The 16,368-nt window shown below is 64.4% G+C and carries 17 protein-coding genes; 6 read left to right on the forward strand and 11 right to left on the reverse strand.

The window, feature by feature from the left end; all coding sequences use genetic code 11:
• Positions 1-220: 220 nt before the first annotated feature.
• Positions 221-1,234, reverse strand: a complete 1,014-nt coding sequence (gene trxB / locus RGQ15_RS01120; RefSeq protein WP_311158374.1) for a thioredoxin-disulfide reductase — start codon at positions 1,232-1,234, stop codon at positions 221-223.
• A gap of 165 nt (positions 1,235-1,399) precedes the next feature.
• On the opposite strand from trxB, the gene RGQ15_RS01125 reads away from it, so the two are divergent.
• Positions 1,400-1,900 carry an Lrp/AsnC family transcriptional regulator gene (locus RGQ15_RS01125; protein ID WP_311158375.1) on the forward strand — a complete coding sequence of 167 codons (501 nt, stop codon included), beginning with the start codon at positions 1,400-1,402 and terminating at the stop codon, positions 1,898-1,900.
• A 136-nt stretch (positions 1,901-2,036) separates the two neighbouring features.
• On the opposite strand, the gene RGQ15_RS01130 is transcribed toward RGQ15_RS01125, so the two are convergent.
• The 4 genes from RGQ15_RS01130 to RGQ15_RS01145 are packed head-to-tail and all read right to left on the reverse strand — an operon-like array spanning position 2,037 to position 4,626.
• Entirely contained in the window at positions 2,037-2,576 is a 540-nt protein-coding gene (locus tag RGQ15_RS01130) for a DUF2076 domain-containing protein (RefSeq protein ID WP_311158376.1), read from the reverse strand.
• A 22-nt stretch (positions 2,577-2,598) separates the two neighbouring features.
• Positions 2,599-3,312, reverse strand: coding sequence for a Bax inhibitor-1/YccA family protein (locus RGQ15_RS01135; protein ID WP_311158377.1), 714 nt, complete (start codon positions 3,310-3,312; stop codon positions 2,599-2,601).
• A gap of 23 nt (positions 3,313-3,335) precedes the next feature.
• Positions 3,336-4,109, reverse strand: a complete 774-nt coding sequence (locus RGQ15_RS01140; RefSeq protein WP_311158378.1) for an anti-sigma factor family protein — start codon at positions 4,107-4,109, stop codon at positions 3,336-3,338.
• Positions 4,093-4,626 carry a sigma-70 family RNA polymerase sigma factor gene (locus tag RGQ15_RS01145; RefSeq protein WP_311158379.1) on the reverse strand — a complete coding sequence of 178 codons (534 nt, stop codon included), beginning with the start codon at positions 4,624-4,626 and terminating at the stop codon, positions 4,093-4,095. The genes RGQ15_RS01140 and RGQ15_RS01145 overlap by 17 nt, the downstream gene beginning before the upstream one ends.
• 136 nt (positions 4,627-4,762) lie before the next feature.
• Between RGQ15_RS01145 and RGQ15_RS01150 the strand changes: the two genes are divergently transcribed.
• The 4 genes from RGQ15_RS01150 to RGQ15_RS01165 all read left to right on the forward strand — a co-directional run bounded on the left by RGQ15_RS01150 (position 4,763) and on the right by RGQ15_RS01165 (position 8,963).
• A complete protein-coding gene (locus tag RGQ15_RS01150; RefSeq protein ID WP_311158380.1) occupies positions 4,763-5,512 on the forward strand; it encodes a CDP-alcohol phosphatidyltransferase family protein in 750 nt (249 codons plus the stop codon).
• A complete protein-coding gene (locus tag RGQ15_RS01155; RefSeq protein WP_311158381.1) occupies positions 5,509-7,053 on the forward strand; it encodes an alkaline phosphatase family protein in 1,545 nt (514 codons plus the stop codon). The genes RGQ15_RS01150 and RGQ15_RS01155 overlap by 4 nt, the downstream gene beginning before the upstream one ends.
• Entirely contained in the window at positions 7,050-8,111 is a 1,062-nt protein-coding gene (locus RGQ15_RS01160; RefSeq protein WP_311158383.1) for a glycosyltransferase family 4 protein, read from the forward strand. The genes RGQ15_RS01155 and RGQ15_RS01160 overlap by 4 nt, the downstream gene beginning before the upstream one ends.
• A 63-nt stretch (positions 8,112-8,174) precedes the next feature.
• Positions 8,175-8,963: an SDR family NAD(P)-dependent oxidoreductase gene (locus RGQ15_RS01165; protein ID WP_311158384.1), complete on the forward strand. Its 789-nt coding sequence runs from the start codon at positions 8,175-8,177 to the stop codon at positions 8,961-8,963.
• On the opposite strand, the gene RGQ15_RS01170 is transcribed toward RGQ15_RS01165, so the two are convergent.
• The 6 genes from RGQ15_RS01170 to RGQ15_RS01195 all read right to left on the reverse strand — a co-directional run bounded on the left by RGQ15_RS01170 (position 8,960) and on the right by RGQ15_RS01195 (position 15,572).
• Positions 8,960-10,540 (reverse strand): ribulokinase, encoded by a 1,581-nt coding sequence (locus tag RGQ15_RS01170; protein WP_311158385.1) that lies wholly within the window; start codon positions 10,538-10,540, stop codon positions 8,960-8,962. The genes RGQ15_RS01165 and RGQ15_RS01170 overlap by 4 nt on opposite strands.
• A 2-nt stretch (positions 10,541-10,542) precedes the next feature.
• Positions 10,543-11,238, reverse strand: a complete 696-nt coding sequence (gene araD, locus RGQ15_RS01175; protein ID WP_311158386.1) for an L-ribulose-5-phosphate 4-epimerase AraD — start codon at positions 11,236-11,238, stop codon at positions 10,543-10,545.
• A gap of 63 nt (positions 11,239-11,301) precedes the next feature.
• Positions 11,302-12,240 (reverse strand): ABC transporter substrate-binding protein, encoded by a 939-nt coding sequence (locus RGQ15_RS01180; RefSeq protein WP_311158387.1) that lies wholly within the window; start codon positions 12,238-12,240, stop codon positions 11,302-11,304.
• 43 nt (positions 12,241-12,283) lie between these two features.
• Positions 12,284-13,270 (reverse strand): ABC transporter permease subunit, encoded by a 987-nt coding sequence (locus tag RGQ15_RS01185; protein ID WP_311158388.1) that lies wholly within the window; start codon positions 13,268-13,270, stop codon positions 12,284-12,286.
• On the reverse strand, positions 13,267-14,802 hold the full coding sequence (locus RGQ15_RS01190) for a sugar ABC transporter ATP-binding protein (protein WP_311158389.1): 1,536 nt from the start codon (positions 14,800-14,802) through the stop codon (positions 13,267-13,269). Before RGQ15_RS01190 ends, RGQ15_RS01185 begins: the two co-directional genes overlap by 4 nt.
• Positions 14,799-15,572: a DeoR/GlpR family DNA-binding transcription regulator gene (locus tag RGQ15_RS01195; protein ID WP_311158390.1), complete on the reverse strand. Its 774-nt coding sequence runs from the start codon at positions 15,570-15,572 to the stop codon at positions 14,799-14,801. Before RGQ15_RS01195 ends, RGQ15_RS01190 begins: the two co-directional genes overlap by 4 nt.
• 259 nt (positions 15,573-15,831) lie before the next feature.
• Between RGQ15_RS01195 and RGQ15_RS01200 the strand changes: the two genes are divergently transcribed.
• Entirely contained in the window at positions 15,832-16,113 is a 282-nt protein-coding gene (locus RGQ15_RS01200; protein WP_311158391.1) for a hypothetical protein, read from the forward strand.
• The last annotated feature ends 255 nt before the right edge of the window (positions 16,114-16,368 follow it).

Genomic DNA, 16,368 nt, shown 5'->3' on the forward strand with positions numbered 1-16,368 from the left:
AGGCTCTCGACAGTTGCAAGGGTGACGGAGTGCAGGCCAACCGGGTCAGGCTAGACATGCAATCCGGCGCCTTTCAACTGCCGTGTCTCGACAAGACGGTCGAAATCGCGAATCTGGCAAGGAATTGCGTGTGCTTGCGCCCAGACGGCCGCGGGATGGCTGCCCGCCCGGCAGGGCGCAAAGACGGAGGCGCGGACGGGCGCGCCCCCAAGAGCCTTCATCAGGCCGGGATCTCGGCGCTGTCGGGGTTCGGCGCGCCCGCCATGTGATGCTCGGCCAGCCAGCGCTCGGCATCCAGCGCCGCCATGCAGCCCATGCCCGCCGAGGTGACGGCCTGACGATAGACGTGATCGGTCAGGTCGCCCGCCGCAAAGACGCCGGGGATCGAGGTGCGGGTGGTGCCCGGCTCGACCTTCACATAGCCGCCATTGTGCAATTCAAGCTGGTCCTTGACCAATTCCGAAGCCGGGGCATGGCCGATCGCGACGAAGACGCCATCGGCACCGATCACCTGCTCGGCCCCGCTCTTGACGTGGCGCACGCGCACGCCAGTCACGCCCAGCGGCTGCTCGCTGCCCTGCACCTCGGCCAGTTCGTGATCCCAGAGGATCTCGACCTTGGGATGCTTGAACAGGCGTTCCTGCAGGATCTTCTCGGCCCGCAGGCTGTCGCGGCGATGCACCAAGGTCACCTTGCTCGCGAAATTGGTCAGGAACAGGGCTTCCTCGACGGCGGTGTTGCCGCCACCCAGCACCACGACCTCGCGGTTGCGATAGAAGAAGCCGTCGCAGGTCGCGCAGGCCGAAACGCCGAAGCCCTTGAACTTCTCTTCCGATTCCAGGCCCAGCCAGCGCGCCTGGGCACCGGTGGCCAGGATCACGGCATCCGCGGTGATCTTCGCTCCCGAATCCAGCTCGGCGACAAAGGGACGCACCGACAGGTCAAGCTTCGTGACCGTGTCGATGAAGATGCGCGCGCCCATGGCCTTCGCATGCGCCTCCATCTTGACCATCAGGTCGGGGCCCTGGATCTCGGTCTCGCCCGGCCAGTTCTCGACCTCGGTGGTGATGGTCAGCTGCCCGCCCGGCTGCATGCCCTGGATCAGCACGGGCTCGAGCATCGCGCGCGAGGCATAGACCGCGGCCGTGTAACCGGCCGGCCCAGAGCCCACGATAAGGACGCGCGTATGCGACGGAAGGGAAGGTGCGGTAAAATCGGCGGGGGCATGGGACATGGCAACTGGACCTTTTGATTTTCCCGCCCTAGGTAGTCACCCCCGCCGCGCGATGCAATGCGCCCGCAAGCCCCTTGCCCCGGCGGAAACAATGTTGCGCAACAAAGCCCGGCAAGATAGCTTCCGGCAAGGTTTCGGGCGATGGAAAGGCCCAAGAGGAAAAGCATGAGCGTCGCCCGACTGGACGAGATCGACCGGAAGATCCTTGCAGAACTACAGGCCGACGGCCGCATGACCAATGTCGAACTGGCGCGTCGCGTGGGCATCTCGGCCCCGCCCTGCCTGCGCCGTGTCCGCACGCTCGAAGAATTGGGTTTCATCCGTGGCTACCACGCTGAAATCGACCCGCGCGAACTGGGTTTCGAAGTTCAGGTCTTTGCCATGGTGCGTCTGGTGAGCCAGTCCGAAAAGGACCTTGCCGCCTTCGAGACGCTGGCGCGCGAATGGCCGCTTGTGCGCGAATGCCACATGCTGAATGGCGAGATAGATTTCATCCTGAAATGCGTCTCGCCCGACCTGCCGAGCTTCCAGCGTTTCCTGACGGAAAGCCTGACGGCTGCGCCGAATGTCGCATCGGTCAAGACAAGCCTCGTCATCCGCTGTGCCAAGGACGAGCCGGGCGTGCCCTTCAGCGTGGTCGAAGCCCGCGCCGCCGCGCAGGGTTAGGCGCAAGGCCGCCATGGACCCTCGGGGCAGGAAGACAACGCCCCGCGGATCCAGGGGATCAATCCGCGGGGCCTGAACCAAGCAATCGTTACCTGGCAGCCAAGGGGAGGAGAGGCTGCCTTGGCGCGGGAATTTCTTAGAATTCCTCGTCCCAGCCGCCGGCATCCTCAAAGGCGCCGGTGTCTTCTTCTTCCGTTTCCTCGGGTGCGGGGGCTGGGGCCGCTTCGGCCTCGCCCGCGAACATGCCCATCACGGCATTGCCCAGCATGACGCCGCCCGCGACGCCCATTGCCGTCTGCGCCGCACCGGCCAGAAAACCGCCGCCCTGCCCCGGCTGCGCCATCGATGCGCCAGCTTGCGGACGCGCCGCCATGCGCGGGGCCGGAGCCGTTGCACCACCACCACCGAACATGCGCGAAAGGAAACCGCCCTGTCCCGCGCCCTGACGCGAGGATTGAAGCTGGTGCTCCAACTCCTCGATCCGCGATTGCGCGGCGTTCAGCGCATGTTCCTGCACGATGATGGTCTGCGCCATGAAATACGGAGCGCCCGGCTGGCGTGCGATCTGGCCCGAGATGAACTGCTCGGCCTCGCCGTCGCGGGCGGCGCTTTGGCGTTCGACCTGCCCAAGCTTGTCGAACAGGCCCTCGATGGCCTGCCTGTCGTTATGATCCATGCCTCATTATCCTTCTGGCGGGTTATTCCTCCTGCTGGCCCGTCAGGCTCAGCAGAAGCTGGAAAATATTGATGAAATTCAGGTAGAGCGACAGCGCCCCCATGACGGCCAGCTTCTGGCGGGTCTCATCGTCGTGGTGCTCGGCATATTGCAGCTTGATCGACTGGGTGTCCCAGGCCGTCAGGCCGACGAAGACCAGGATGCCGATGATCGAGATCGCGAATTGCAGCGCCGACGATCCCAGGAAGATGTTGATGATGCTGGCAATGATCACGCCGATCAGGCCCATCATCAGGAAGCTGCCGAATTTGCTCAGGTCGCGCTTGGTCGTGTAGCCGTAAAGGCTCATGCCCGCGAACATGGCTGCAGCGCCGAAGAAGGCCCGGGCGATCGAGGTGCCGGTGAAAACCAGAAAGACCGAGGCCAGCGACAGGCCCATGATGCCGCAAAATACCCAGAACAGGGTCTGCGCGGTCGCGCCCGAGATGGCTTCGATGCGGAAAGACAGGAACATCACGAAGCCCAGCGGGGCGAGCATCACCAGCCATTTCAGCGGCGAGCTGAAGATCGGAACGTAGATTGCAGGGACCGACGCGACAAGCACAGCGACCAGCCCGGTCAGCACAAGGCCAAGCCCCATGTAGTTGTAGATGCGCAGCATATGCGCCCGAAGTCCGTCATCATAGGCCGCGCTGGGTGAAAAGCCGGCGCTGCGGCCTCTGGTGATTTGGTCCATGGTGATCTCCGCTGTTGTTGGATTCAGTAAAGGGTCGAGGACAGGTTTTCGGCGACCTTGAGCAGCGCCGCCCCATCCCCGCGGTCCGAGATCAGGACATGCGCCGTCTCGCCGATCTGGAACCAGGCGACATTGTCGCCCCGATGGGTTTCCAGATGCGGCAGGGTCACGGCAAAGCTGCCCGTCCTGACCGCGAAATGGGTAAGCCGCCCAAGCTCGCCCGCATCGAACACGATCTCGATCCCCGGCCCTTGCGGCGACGGAAATACCTGCGCATCGCGGATCTCCCATGCCCGGTCGAAGCGCGGCAGCAAGATGCCGGTCGCCGCCCGCAATTCGGCAGGGTCGAGTTCGTGGATCTGGGGCTGTGACCGCATGGGCAGGCGGATGATGCTGGCCTCGCGCGCGGAAAGCGCGGCGGCGATCACGGGATGCGGCGGCTGCGAGGCGACGACGCGGCCCACCGAAAGCGGGCCGAGCCCCTCATTGGCAAGCCATCCCGCAAGGACGAGCGCCGCGACCGGCACAAGCCGGATCACGCCCCGCAGACGCTGGTCGCGGCGAAGCGCCCGCGAAAGCCGGGTCGCGGCCGCGCGCTGCGTGCCCGGCGTGTCACGGCCGGGCGCGAAGGCCAGCCGCAATTCCCTGCGCAGATGCAGATCCTGCATCACCCTTGCCGCCGCCTCGGGCTGATGCGAAAGATATTCCTCGACACGCAATCGCTGCCAGTCGTCAAGCTGGTCATCGACATATGCATTCAGGTCCAGTTCGGAAATCGCGTCACTTGCCGGCTGCATCGCGCCCTCCCACCAGTTTCAGCGGCCTTGGCCTTGCCCCGCCTTCCTCGAACTCTCGAAGCCGTGCGCGGGCGCGCCCCACCCGCGACATCAGCGTGCCCACAGGCACACCGGCAAGCGCCGCGACCTCGGAATAGGTCAGCCCTTCGATCGCGACGAGCAAAAGCGCCTCACGCTGGTCATCGGGCAGGATCATGAAGGCCTGCCGCAACTGCGCGAGGCGCAGCGCGTGATCCTGCGGCGCCTCGATCACGTCGGGGGCATAGGCCGCGACCGCCTCTTCCCGCTTGCGTTCGGCCCGGCGGCTGCGGTTTCGATCCAGAAACACATTCCGCAGGATCGAGAACAGCCAGCCCCGCAGGTTTCCACCTGCGCGAAAGCTCCGCCGATTTTCATGACCGCGCAGAAGTGCCTCCTGCACGAGATCGTCGGCCTCCCCCTCGTCTCGCGACAGGGCAAGGGCATAGCGGCGCAGCGCCGGCAGTTGATCCAGGATCGGGTCAGGCTTCGTCGTCATCTTGAACTATATACGTAGCCGAGCCGCATTCTCTTCCCGGCAGTTGCGAAAAAACTTTCGGGGCAGGTGCTATGTCTGGAAAATCCCTTCCAATGCTGGCGCTTGACCGATGCCCGGCTGCGCGTAGGATTTCCTGATGCGGAAATTGCAGCCCCTTTCTTCGACGGATGCCGGCCAATCGGGGCCGACGCGGCCTCGCGAGCCTGCGACCTGTCGCGTCACCGGCTATCCTGTCGCGGTCGCGATCGGAACAGCGGCGCTGGTGGCCTGTCTTGCCATCTTGCCCGGACCGTTGATGCCGAGCCTCGCCACATACGCGCTTCTTGTCGCAGTGCTGCCGCGCCTGATCCGGCACTTCTATCCGCATCCCGCATTCGGCGCCTGCAACACCATCACTTTGGCGCGTGCGGCCATGACGCTTGCGCTGCTTGCTCCGCTTGCATCGGGCGAAGGCGGGGGAAGGCTGGTCGCGGGCATCGCCGCGCTGGCACTGCTGCTCGACGGTCTCGACGGCTGGCTTGCCCGTCGCAGCGGCCTGGTCTCGGCCTTCGGCGCGCGGTTCGACATGGAGGTCGATTCTGCCCTGGCCCTGATCATGTCGCTGCACCTGCTGAGCGCGGGACGGACCGGAGGTGAAATCCTGATCCTCGGTTTCGCGCGGCCCGTCTTCATGTTCGCATCCTGGGTCTTCCCCTGGATCGGGCGCCCCCTGCCCCAACGGTTCCGGCGCAAGGCGATCTGCGTGCTGCAACTCGCGACCTTGCTGGTCCTGCAACTTCCGGTGGCCGATGACCCGGCCTTCGACTGGCTGGCCCGCATCGCGGCGGGGTTCCTGCTGTGGTCCTTCGCGACAGATATTCTCTGGCTTCGCAGACATCGCCAATGAGCACGCGCCAACTGATTTCTCTGATCCTCGCCGCGCTCGCGCTCTATCTTGCGCTCGTCCTGTCGAACCATCCACAACACTGGCTGCCCGCCGAATTCCCCATGATCCTGCTAGCATTGCTGGCATTTGGTTCCTACCGGGGGGTGAAGGTGGCGCTGTTCCTGCTCCTTGTGATCAGCGACATCTGGAGCGCGGCCGACCTCATCAGCCTGCAGATGCTTGGCCGAAAATTCGACCCGGTCGCCGACCTTGCCCTGATCGGGCCGCTGACCAGCCTTCTGGCATCCAGCTTCGGCAGGCTTGCCGCAATCACCGCTGTTCTTGCAGCGATCCTGCTGCTTGCGCTCGGATGTCGCGTGATCTGGTGGAGCATTGGGGTATGGGCCGCGCTGAGGCCGGGGCTTTTGAGCAAGCCTCGCACCGCCGCGACCGTCGCAGCAGGTCTTTGCGGATTTGCGCTGCTGGGCAGCGCCGCCCCGTCGCATGGCATGATCGAGAGGGTCGGAGCGATCCGCCAAGGCATCGAAACCGCCCGGAGCTTTCGCGCGGAAATCCGTGATGATCCAATAAGCCCCGCGCTGCGGCTGGACCTTCTTGATGCCGATCTGATGGTCATCTTCGTCGAAAGCTATGGCCGAACCAGCTTCGACACCGCTTTCTTTGCCCAAAAGCATCTTGGGACATTGCGCCGCACCGAAACGGCCCTGGCGGCCTCGGGCCTGGCAGCGCGCTCGGGCTTTCTGACATCTCCGACCCATGGCGGGCAAAGCTGGCTTGCGCATGCGACCTTCGCCAACGGGCTCTGGATCGCGAACCAGGTGCAATATCGCGCGGCGCTTGCGAGCGGTCGCCGCACGGTTTTCCATATCGCCCAACAGGCCGGGTTCGAAACCGCGGCTATCGTTCCCGGCATTACGCGGCCCTGGCCGGAGGCGGCCCGGATGGGCTTCGACCGGGTGATGGCCGCGGCCGATCTGGGCTATGGCGGCGCGGCGTTCAACTGGGTCACCATGCCCGACCAGTTCACCCTTGCCGCATCCGAGCGGTTGCTGCCTCGGCAGGACGGGAAACGGCTTGCCACGCAGATCGTCCTGATCTCGTCCCACGCCCCTTGGGTTCCCGTGCCGCGCTTGCTGGACTGGGACCGGATCGGCGACGGGCGGGTCTTTGACGAACAGGCGAGATCGGGCGACAGCCCAGAAACCGTCTGGCGTGATCGCGACCGGGTTCGGATGCAATATCGCGAGGCAATCGACTACAGCCTGAACGCGGCATTGCAATATTGCCTGCGCCACGCCCATGAAAGACGGCTTGTCGTGCTGCTCGGAGATCATCAGGCCGCCAGTTCGATCGGGCTGGACGACCGGCGCGAGGTGCCGGTCCATGTGATCGGACCTGCGGACCTGGTCGGGCGCACCGCGGAATGGGGCCTTGCGCCGGGCCTTGTTCCGCCGACAACCACTCGGGCCTTGCCCATGGAGCGGATGCGCGATCTGATCCTGCGCAGCTATTCTTCTACGACCAAGGCGCCGCCCGCATGATCCCATTACACAAAGCCGCCCTTGCCGTTCCCGGCAGCATCACGACGCTGACCGGGGGGTTCATCTATGACCGCCACCTGCTCGAAGGGCTGCGAGACGCGGGCCGCGATGTCGAGTTGATCGAATTGTCTGGCGGTTTCCCAGACCCGACCCCCGAGGAATGCGAAGCCGCTTTCGAGCGACTGGCAAAGGTGCCCAAGGATCGGATCGTCATCCTGGACGGGCTCGCGCTGGGGTCCCTGCCGACGCAGGGCTTTGCCAGGATCGGCGCGGCGATCGTCGCGATGATCCATCATCCGCTGGCGCATGAAGGTGGCCTGGAGCCGACGACGAAGGACCGGCTGTTTCGGACCGAGCGCGACAACCTGCGCCTGGCCCGCCATGTTCTTGTGCCCAGCCCCCATACCCGCGCCATTCTCATCAAGGAATACGGCGTACCGCCCAAGGCGATCACCGTCGCGCGGCCCGGCACGAACCGCCCCGTAGATCTGCGGCGCGATCCCGCCAGCCCGCCGCTGATCCTGTCGGTCGGCAATCTCTTGCCCCGCAAGGGGCATGACATTCTGGTCACGGCACTGGCCCAGATCGCCGATCTCGATTGGCAGGCCGCGATCGTGGGAACACCCCTTGATCCGTCATGCGCCGCGGACCTGGGTCGCCGCATCGACGAAAGCGGCCTTTCCAGCCGCATCCAGATGCCGGGCCGGTTGATGGCAGAGGAATTGCAGGCGCATTACCGGCGGGCTTCGATTTTCGCGCTGGCCACCCGCTACGAGGGTTACGGCATCGTCTTTGACGAGGCCCTGCTCCACGGTCTGCCCATCGTGAGCACGCTGACGGGGGCCGTGCCGGATACGGTGCCGGGGGATGCGGGAATTCTGGTGCCCTGCGACGACGCGAAAGCCCTTGCCTCCGCCTTGCGGCAGCTTCTGACCGACCATGCGAGCTACGCGCGCATGTCCGAAGCGGCCGCCCTTGCCGGTGCGGCGCTGCCCGGTTGGGATGAAACCGCACGGATCGCGGGTACGGCACTGGACGGGATTGCGCTGCCTGCCTGATTTCGGGCTGCCCTTCGGCACCGGCCGGGCTTAACCTGCGCCCGAAGCAAGGGGAGAGCGCAGATGCAGGAGACGGAATTCAGCGGCAAGGTCGCGCTGGTAACGGGCACGACGGGCATCGGGCGAGCCGCGGCAATCCGGCTGGCCGCCGCAGGCGCCGATGTGTTGGCCTGCGGCATTGATGTCGGAGCCAATCAGGAGCTTGCCGCGATCGGAATTGCCCGTGGGCTCTCACTTGTGACACGCAGGTCGGATGTTTCGAAGGAAGAAGATGTGCGTGATGCCGTGAACGAGATCCTGGATCAGTTCGGCGGACTCGACATCATCGTGAACGCCGCCGCCGTGCATCCCTATGGCACGGTGCTGACCACCGAACCCGAGGATTGGGCGCAGTGCATGGCCGTCAATGTCGGGGGCATCTACCTGACCGGGCGTTTCGGCATTCCCGAGATGGAGAAGCGCGGCGGGGGCGCGATCGTCAACCTTTCCTCGGTCCAGGGGCATGGCTGCCAGGCGGGGGTCGCGGCCTATGTCGCGAGCAAGGGCGCGATCCATGCGCTGACCCGTGCCATGGCAATCGACCACGCTGCGGCTTCCATTCGCGTCAATTCCGTTTCGCCGGGATCGGTCCGCACCCCGATCCTCGAGCTTGCCGCCCGGAAACTGGGCAGCGATCAGGCCGAAGACGAGGTTTTCGCCCGCTTCGGGGCCGCCCACCCGCTGGGCCGGATCGGCGAACCGGACGAGGTCGCCGAGCTGATCGCATTTCTCTGCTCGGATCGCGCGGCCTTCATCACCGGCGCCGATTACCTGATCGATGGCGGTCTCAACGCGGGTCTGGCGGTCCGCTAGCGCACCGCCGATCCGGCAAGGCGGAAGTCACGCAGCTTGGGCAGGACGCTGGCGAGATCCACGGGCCGGCCTTCGCCAAAGCCGTGATAAAGCTCGCTGAAAACCGAGAACAGGCGATCATAGGCTTCCCGCGATTCCGCGCGGGGAACGAAGACCCGACTGGGTGGGCAAAGCACGGCCTGCGCCGCCTCGAAGGTCTCGAACGCGCCCGCAGCCATGGCCGCGAAGATGCAGGAGCCGGTTCCGACAGGCGAATGCGCCGGAACATGGACCTCGCGGTCAAGCACATCGGCATAGACCTGGTTCAGCACGTCGTTCCTTTGCGGAATGCCCCCCGCATTGACGATCCGCGCCGTTTGCATTCCGCCGCTTTCGATCCTTTCGGTGATGATGCGCACATGCATGGCCATGCCCTCGATCGCGGCATGCATCTCGTCGGCGGCAGTATGGTTCAGATCCCAGCCCAGCGTGACCGCGCCCAGATCCGAGCGCACCAGAACCGTCCGGTCGCCATTGTCCCAGTTGAGCCGCAAGAGCCCGCTGCCGCCCGGGGGCAGCATTTCCAAGCCCTGGCAAAGCGTCGCGACATCGCTGCCCGCCCGCTTCGCGATCGCCTCGAAGACGTCGCCCGTGGCGGATTGTCCGGCCTCGATCCCGGCCCAGCCCGGCAGCACGCTGCCCGGCACGACGCCGCAAAGTCCCGGAACAGGCGGGAATTCCGCCGGCCCCATGGCGATGATGCAGGTCGAGGTCCCGACGACGTTGACGATATCGCCCGGCCGCGCCCCCGCCCCGATCGCATCCCAATGCGCGTCGAAGGCGCCGACCGGAATCGGAATGCCCGCTTTCAGGCCCAGCTTATCGGCCCATTCGGGCGAAAGATGGCCGGCGATCGCATCCGAGGTGACGAAACGCCCTGAAAGCCGGTCATTGATCCCTTCGAACAGCGGATCTACCCGGCTCAGGAAGTCCTGCGGCGGCAAGCCCCCCCACCCCGCGCCATACATCCACTTGTGACCGGCCGCGCAGATGCTGCGGGGCAAGTCGGCAAGATCGGTGATGCCGCAAAGCGTCGCCGCGACCATGTCGCAATGTTCGAGCGCGGTGGCGAAACGCGCACGCAGGCCCGGATTGTGACGCAGGAAATGCAGGACCTTGGCATAGCCCCATTCATGCGAATAGGTGCCGCCGCACCAGTCGAGCGCCTCGAGCCCCTCGGCCCGGCCCAGCGCGGTGATCTCGGCGGCCTCGTGATGGGCGCGGTGATCGCACCACAAGTAGTAATCCGCCAGCGGCTGCAGGTCCTTGTCGACCATCACCACGCTGGACCCTGTGGTATCGCAGGCCAGGGCCGCGACCTGCTCGCCGTCGATCCCCGCCTTGGCGACAGCCTCGCGCATGGCCGCGGCAAGTCCGGTCATGTGATCGGCATGGGCCTGCGCGCCCAGCAGCGGGTCGGCCGCGCTGCGCTTCAGCGCATAGCCCGCCGTCGCGCCGGCAAGGGTCGCGCCGGTCTCGGTCTCCATCAGGGTCACGCGCACGCTGAGCGTGCCGAAATCGACGCCGGCGACGATCATGCTCAGTTCCCCTGACCGTAGGTCGCCTGCGCGCCATGCTTGCGCAGGTAATGACGATCCAGAAGCGCCTGCGAGATCGGCTGCGGCGCGGGGTTCAGCGCCATGACATGCCAGGCCATGCGCGCGACCTCTTCAAGGATCACGGCGTTATGCACGGCCTCGGCCGGCGTCCTGCCCCAGACAAAGGGCCCGTGCCCTGCAACCAGGACCGCAGGGATCGACAGCGGATCGACGTCCTTGAAGGTTTCGACGATGACATTGCCGGTATTCAGGACGTAATCATCGGCGATCTCGTCCGGTGTCAGGTCGCGTGTCACGGGGATCGTGCCGTAGAAGTAATCTGCATGAGTCGTACCCAGCGCCGGGACAGGACGACGTGCTTGCGCCATTATGGTGGCGAAGGTCGAATGGGTATGAATGACCGCCCCGATACCCTGGAAGGCGCGGTAAAGCACCGCATGGGTCGCCAGATCGGACGAGGGCCTCAACCGGTTGTCGAGCGCGCGCCCGTCGAGATCGCAAGGCACCATGTCGGCGGCGGTAAGGCTGTCATAGGGCACACCGCTGGGCTTGATCAGGATGCGGCCGGTTTCGCGGTCGATGCCGCTGGCATTTCCGAATGTCGAAAGCACCAGCCCGTGCCGTACGGTGTCGAGATTGGCCTGCAGGACGGCGTCGCGAAGGGTTTCGTCAGTCATTGGGAAGCGCCTTGAAAGAAATCGGATGGGGCCGCGCGGAACGATCCGCGCGGCCGCTTGCCCTTAGCGGGGCGACGTCCAGCCCTTGTAGCTGTCGATGTTCTCATTGGTGATCAGTTCGGGCTCAAGCAGGACGGTGTCCTGCTCGGGCGTCTCGCCCTGCAGAACCTTGTAGCCCATTTCGAGCGCCTGACCCGCCATGGTGTAGGGGTCCTGCGAGGCCGAGGCCTTGATCAGGCCATCGCCCGACTTCAGCTCGTTCTCGATGTCCGGGGCACCGTCCACGGCAGTGATGATGAACTCGTCGCGGCCAGCCTGCTTGGCAGCCAGCGCGAAGCCGATCCCGGTCGGGTCGTTGATCGCGAAGACGCCGTCGATCTTGTCGAAGCGGGTCAGCAGGTTCTGGCCGACATTCATGCCGCCGTCGCGCGAGCCCTGGGCGTTCTGATCGTCCGACAGGATCTTGATATCGGGATGCTTGGCGAACTCGTCCTTGCAGCCCTTGACCCGGTCGAGGATCGAGGACGAGGCCGGGCCGTTGACGATCACCACGTCGCCCTTGCCGCCAAGCGCCTCGGAGATATAGGCGCAGGCCTTTTCGCCGGCCTGGACGTTGTTCGTCATGACCGTGACATCCGCGCCGGGGGCCGAGACGTCAAAGGCCGCGACGACAACGCCCGCGTCCCGCGCGCGCTTGACCGCAGGCGCGATGGCGGCGGCATCCACCGCGTTCAGCATGATGATGTCGACGCCCGCCGCGATGAAGCTGTCGATCTGGCCGACCTGCTTGTTCAGGTCGTAATCGGCCGAAACCGAAGTCACCTTGACGTCGGGATTGATCTTCTTGGCCGCGTCCTCGATGCCCTTGATCGTGGCGACGAAGAAGGGGTTGCCCAAGAGCCCGACCGAGATGCCGATGCTGTTGAGATCCTTGGCTGCGGCAGGCACCGCAGAGACAGCCGCCAGCGCCAGTGCCGAGGCCAGGGTTTTCGCAAAACGCATGAGGTTTCCTCCCATTATGATGCGTTGTTGGAACAGGGTTCGCTCAGGTCCGCGCGCCGGTCTGGCGGTAGCGGTCGAGTGCCACGGCCGCGATGATGACGAGGCCCTTGACGATGTATTGCCAGATATCCGAGACGCCGATCAGGATCAGGCCGTTCGACAGCACGGCGATGATCAATGCGCCGATCAGCGTGCCCCAGATCGAGCCGACACCGCCGACAAAGCTGGTGCCCCCCAGGATGACAGCCGCGATCGCGTCGAGTTCATAGGCCTGACCAAGCTGCAGACCGTTAGCCGCATAAAGGCGCGCCGCCGCCATTGCCCCGCCAAGACCCGCGAACAGCCCCGAGACGCCATAGACGAACAGAAGGACCAGCGGCACCTTGATGCCGGTCAGCCGCGCCGCCTCGGGGTTGCCGCCGGTGGCATAGATCCAGGTGCCCAGCACGGTGCGCTTGAGAACGAACCACGAGATCAGCACGACCGCCACGGCAATGATCGCAAGCCACGGGATGCCGAAGAGGCTGCCATTGCCGATGACGTCGAAGGGCAGGTCCGGGTTGAAGACGGTCGTGTCATTGCCCAGAAGCCGGGCTATGCCTCGAACCGCTGTCAGTGATCCCAATGTCACGATGAAAGGTGGCAATTTCAATGCCGATATGAGGATGCCGTTGGCAAGCCCGCAAGCAAGCCCGATGCCCATTCCGGCCGGAACGCCCAGCCAGCCGATCCCCGGAATAAGCGAGACGATGACCGCGACCATCGCCGATGTCGCTAGGATCGAGCCGACCGACAGGTCGATCCCCCCGGTCAGGATGACAAAGGTCATCCCCGAGGCCAGCACGATGTTGATCGAGGCCTGCTGCATCACGTTCGAGATGTTGTTGACGCTCATGAAGCGCCCGCTCATGACCTCGAAGATGATCGCGAGGATGATCAGCACCGGCAGCATGCCCACGATGCTCATCATCGTGCGCAGGCGCTGTTTGGCGGCGACCGAGGCGGGGGCGGTTGTCTTGGTTTCTGTCATAGCGTTGCTCCTTCCGTCGCCGGAGCCGGTTCGGAGACCGAACCGGTCGAAAGTTCCATGATGGCCTCCTGGCTGATCGCCTGGCCGGGCCCCGAGGGGACCTGCCCCGCGATATGCCCTTCGCGCATGACCAGCACGCGATCGGCCACACCGATGATCTCGGCGAGTTCGCTCGAGATCATGACGACGCCGACGCCATTGCGCGCCAGCCCGTCGATCAGCTTGTAGATTTCGGATTTGGCGCCGACATCGACGCCGCGTGTGGGCTCGTCCAGGATCACGACCTTCGGACCCGTCTCGAGCAGGCGTGCGATCAGCACCTTCTGCTGGTTGCCGCCCGAAAGGCCGCCGACCGGCACGCGGGCGCTTGGTGTCTTGACCGCAAGCGCCTTGATCGCGTCATTGGCGCGCCGCGCGGCCGCCCGGAAATCGAGCCGGCCACCGGATTTCGCATCTTTCTCGATCACGCCGATATTGACGTTCTCCGATATCGTCATGTCGAGAAACAGGCCCAGCTTCTTGCGATCTTCGGTCAGGTAGGCAATCCCCGCGGCAAGCGCGGCGCGCGGGCTGGAACTGTCGACCTCGGCCCCCTGCACCGCAACCGTACCGCTGCTGCGGGCATCGGCCCCGTAGATCAGGCGCGCAAGCTCGGTCCTGCCCGATCCGACAAGACCGGCGATCCCCAGCACCTCGCCGCGATAAAGATCGAAGGAACAGCCCTTTACCAGCCCTCCATCCGACATGTCGCGCACCGATAGCAGCGGCGTTCCGCTGTGATCGGGCGAAGCGACGTGTTCCTTCTTGTAGAAGCTGTCGAGATCGCGCCCGACCATCATCGAGACAAGCTTTTGCGCCGACAGTTCGGACCGGTCGAGCGTCCCGATATAGACGCCGTCTCGCAAGACCGAACAGCGGTCGGCCAATGCATAGATTTCCTCCATGCGGTGGCTGATATAGATGATCGCGATGCCATGAGATTTCAGGCGCGCGATCACCTCGAAGAGGCGTTCGGTTTCTCGCGCGGAAAGCGACGTCGTCGGCTCATCCATGACGATCAGGCGCGCATCCGTGGTCAGGGCGCGGGCGATTTCGACCATCTGGCGCTCGCCCAGAGACAGGTCACCGACGCTGGTACGCGCATCGAAGCTGACGCCCAGCCGCTCGAGGATCGGTCGCGCGCGATCCAGCGTCTCGCGCCGGTTCAGAACGCCACGGTTCGCGATTTCTCGTCCAAGGAACATGTTCTCGGCCACCGTGAGGTTCGGGGCCAGCGACAATTCCTGATAGATGACGGCGACGCTTCCGGCGGCCTCGTGCTGGGGCTTGCCCTCGATCACGACGGTTCCGCCCGGATCGGCGATATAGGCCCCGGACAGGATCTTCATCAGCGTGGACTTGCCCGCGCCGTTCTCGCCCATCAGGGCATGCAGTTCACCCGGAAGGACGGTCAGGCTGACATCCTTGAGCGCCTTCACGGCGCCGAAGGTTTTCGAGATGTTGCGCATCTCCAGAATGGGGGGCTGGCTCATTGTTCCCTCTCGGTCTGGGCAATGATGACTTCGACCCCGGCCCGTTCAAGCATCCGGGCATGGGAATCGGCAAGACCGTCATCTGTCACGACACGCGCGATGCGTGAAAACGGAAGCGAAACGGTCGGCGGGCGGATCGAGAACTTGCGGCTGTCGGCCAGCAGGATCACCTCGGAAACGGTCTGACTCATCTCATCGGCAAGCCGGACCAGCAGCGGGTGCTGTTCAAGGATGCCCTGTTCGCTGATGCCGAGCGCGCCGACGAAGAACTGAGCCGCATAGAACAGATGCTCATCCGAGCGCACGTCGTAAAGAATCCCCGGCTCGCGATGCAGATCGCCCCCGCCGACCGTAAGCTGACACGAACCATGCTCGCCCAGATAGGCCGCCAGCGGCAGCGAATTCGTGAAGACGCGCAGGTTACGATTGGCAATCCGGCAGCCGAAATGAAAACAGGTCGAACCGCCATGGATGATGATCGCGCTGCCGTCCCGGACGAGCTTTTCGGCCTCACGCGCGATGGCGCGCTTGGCACCGACGGCAATATCGCGGTTCTCGACGAAGGGCAGCGAAGCCGCGCGCACGCCCCGTTCGACCGCGGCCACACCGCCATACACCTTGCGTGCGCGCCCGGCCTCGTTCAGCTTTTCGATATCACGCCGAATGGTCGCGCCAGATACGCCGATCAGATGCTGCAAGTCGCGGACTGATGCGAAAGGTCGCTCATCCAGCAACGAGACGATCTTCTCCTGGCGCTCAAAATCGCTCAACTGACGACCCAATCTGCAACAGACTTGAGCATTTATTATCTTGCAGCATCCAATTTGTAAACACTTCGTCATCACGTGATGATACTGCATCGCAGCATTTCAAGGATCACTCTGGCCTACTTGCTGCATGGTTTCGAGCAATTGATCTGCCGCACATCCGGGCGGGTCCGGAAATCGGCGATTTTCGGTAACTTATTGTTGAATTTCTCTGTATTTAACGAAAACATCAGGCATCACCAACACATCAAAGGACGGGAGAATGCTGAGACTTGCACTTTTGGCAGCCGTTGTATCGGTCTGCGCATGCGATAAAACCGAATACGAATCCGCGACCGTCACCGTCGACACCGTCGAAGGTCCTGTCACCTGCCAGCTTTACCGCAGGGACATGGTGCTTTGGGATCGCGCGCTGACCCGCCCTGCAACCATGACCGACAGCGCCGCGAACGAAGCCTGCAGGACCGAAGGCTATCGCGAGAAAAGCGGTGCCCCCGTTGCGACCGGGGTGGAAGGCGAAGTTCCCGCCGAGCCAGCACTTTGATTTCGTGTAATTATCGACTGCCTGACACAGGACGAATGCTTTACGTGCGGCTCTCGACCTGAGATTTCTGGTTCGTGCCGTGGCCGCCGCGACCGTCGGCGCTTGACCGGTGTGGCCGCGTGGTGGCTTCAACCTTCGTGCGGCGCAGCAGCATCGCTCAAGCAGCAAGCCCCCTGAAACATGAAAGCCCGGATCAAACGAACCGCCGTCGCGAAATGGCCGCGACGGCGGAGATTTCGGCACTTTTCCAGAACC

Source organism: Paracoccus sp. MBLB3053 (genome assembly GCF_031822435.1).
GTDB classification, from domain to species: domain Bacteria; phylum Pseudomonadota; class Alphaproteobacteria; order Rhodobacterales; family Rhodobacteraceae; genus Paracoccus; species Paracoccus aurantius.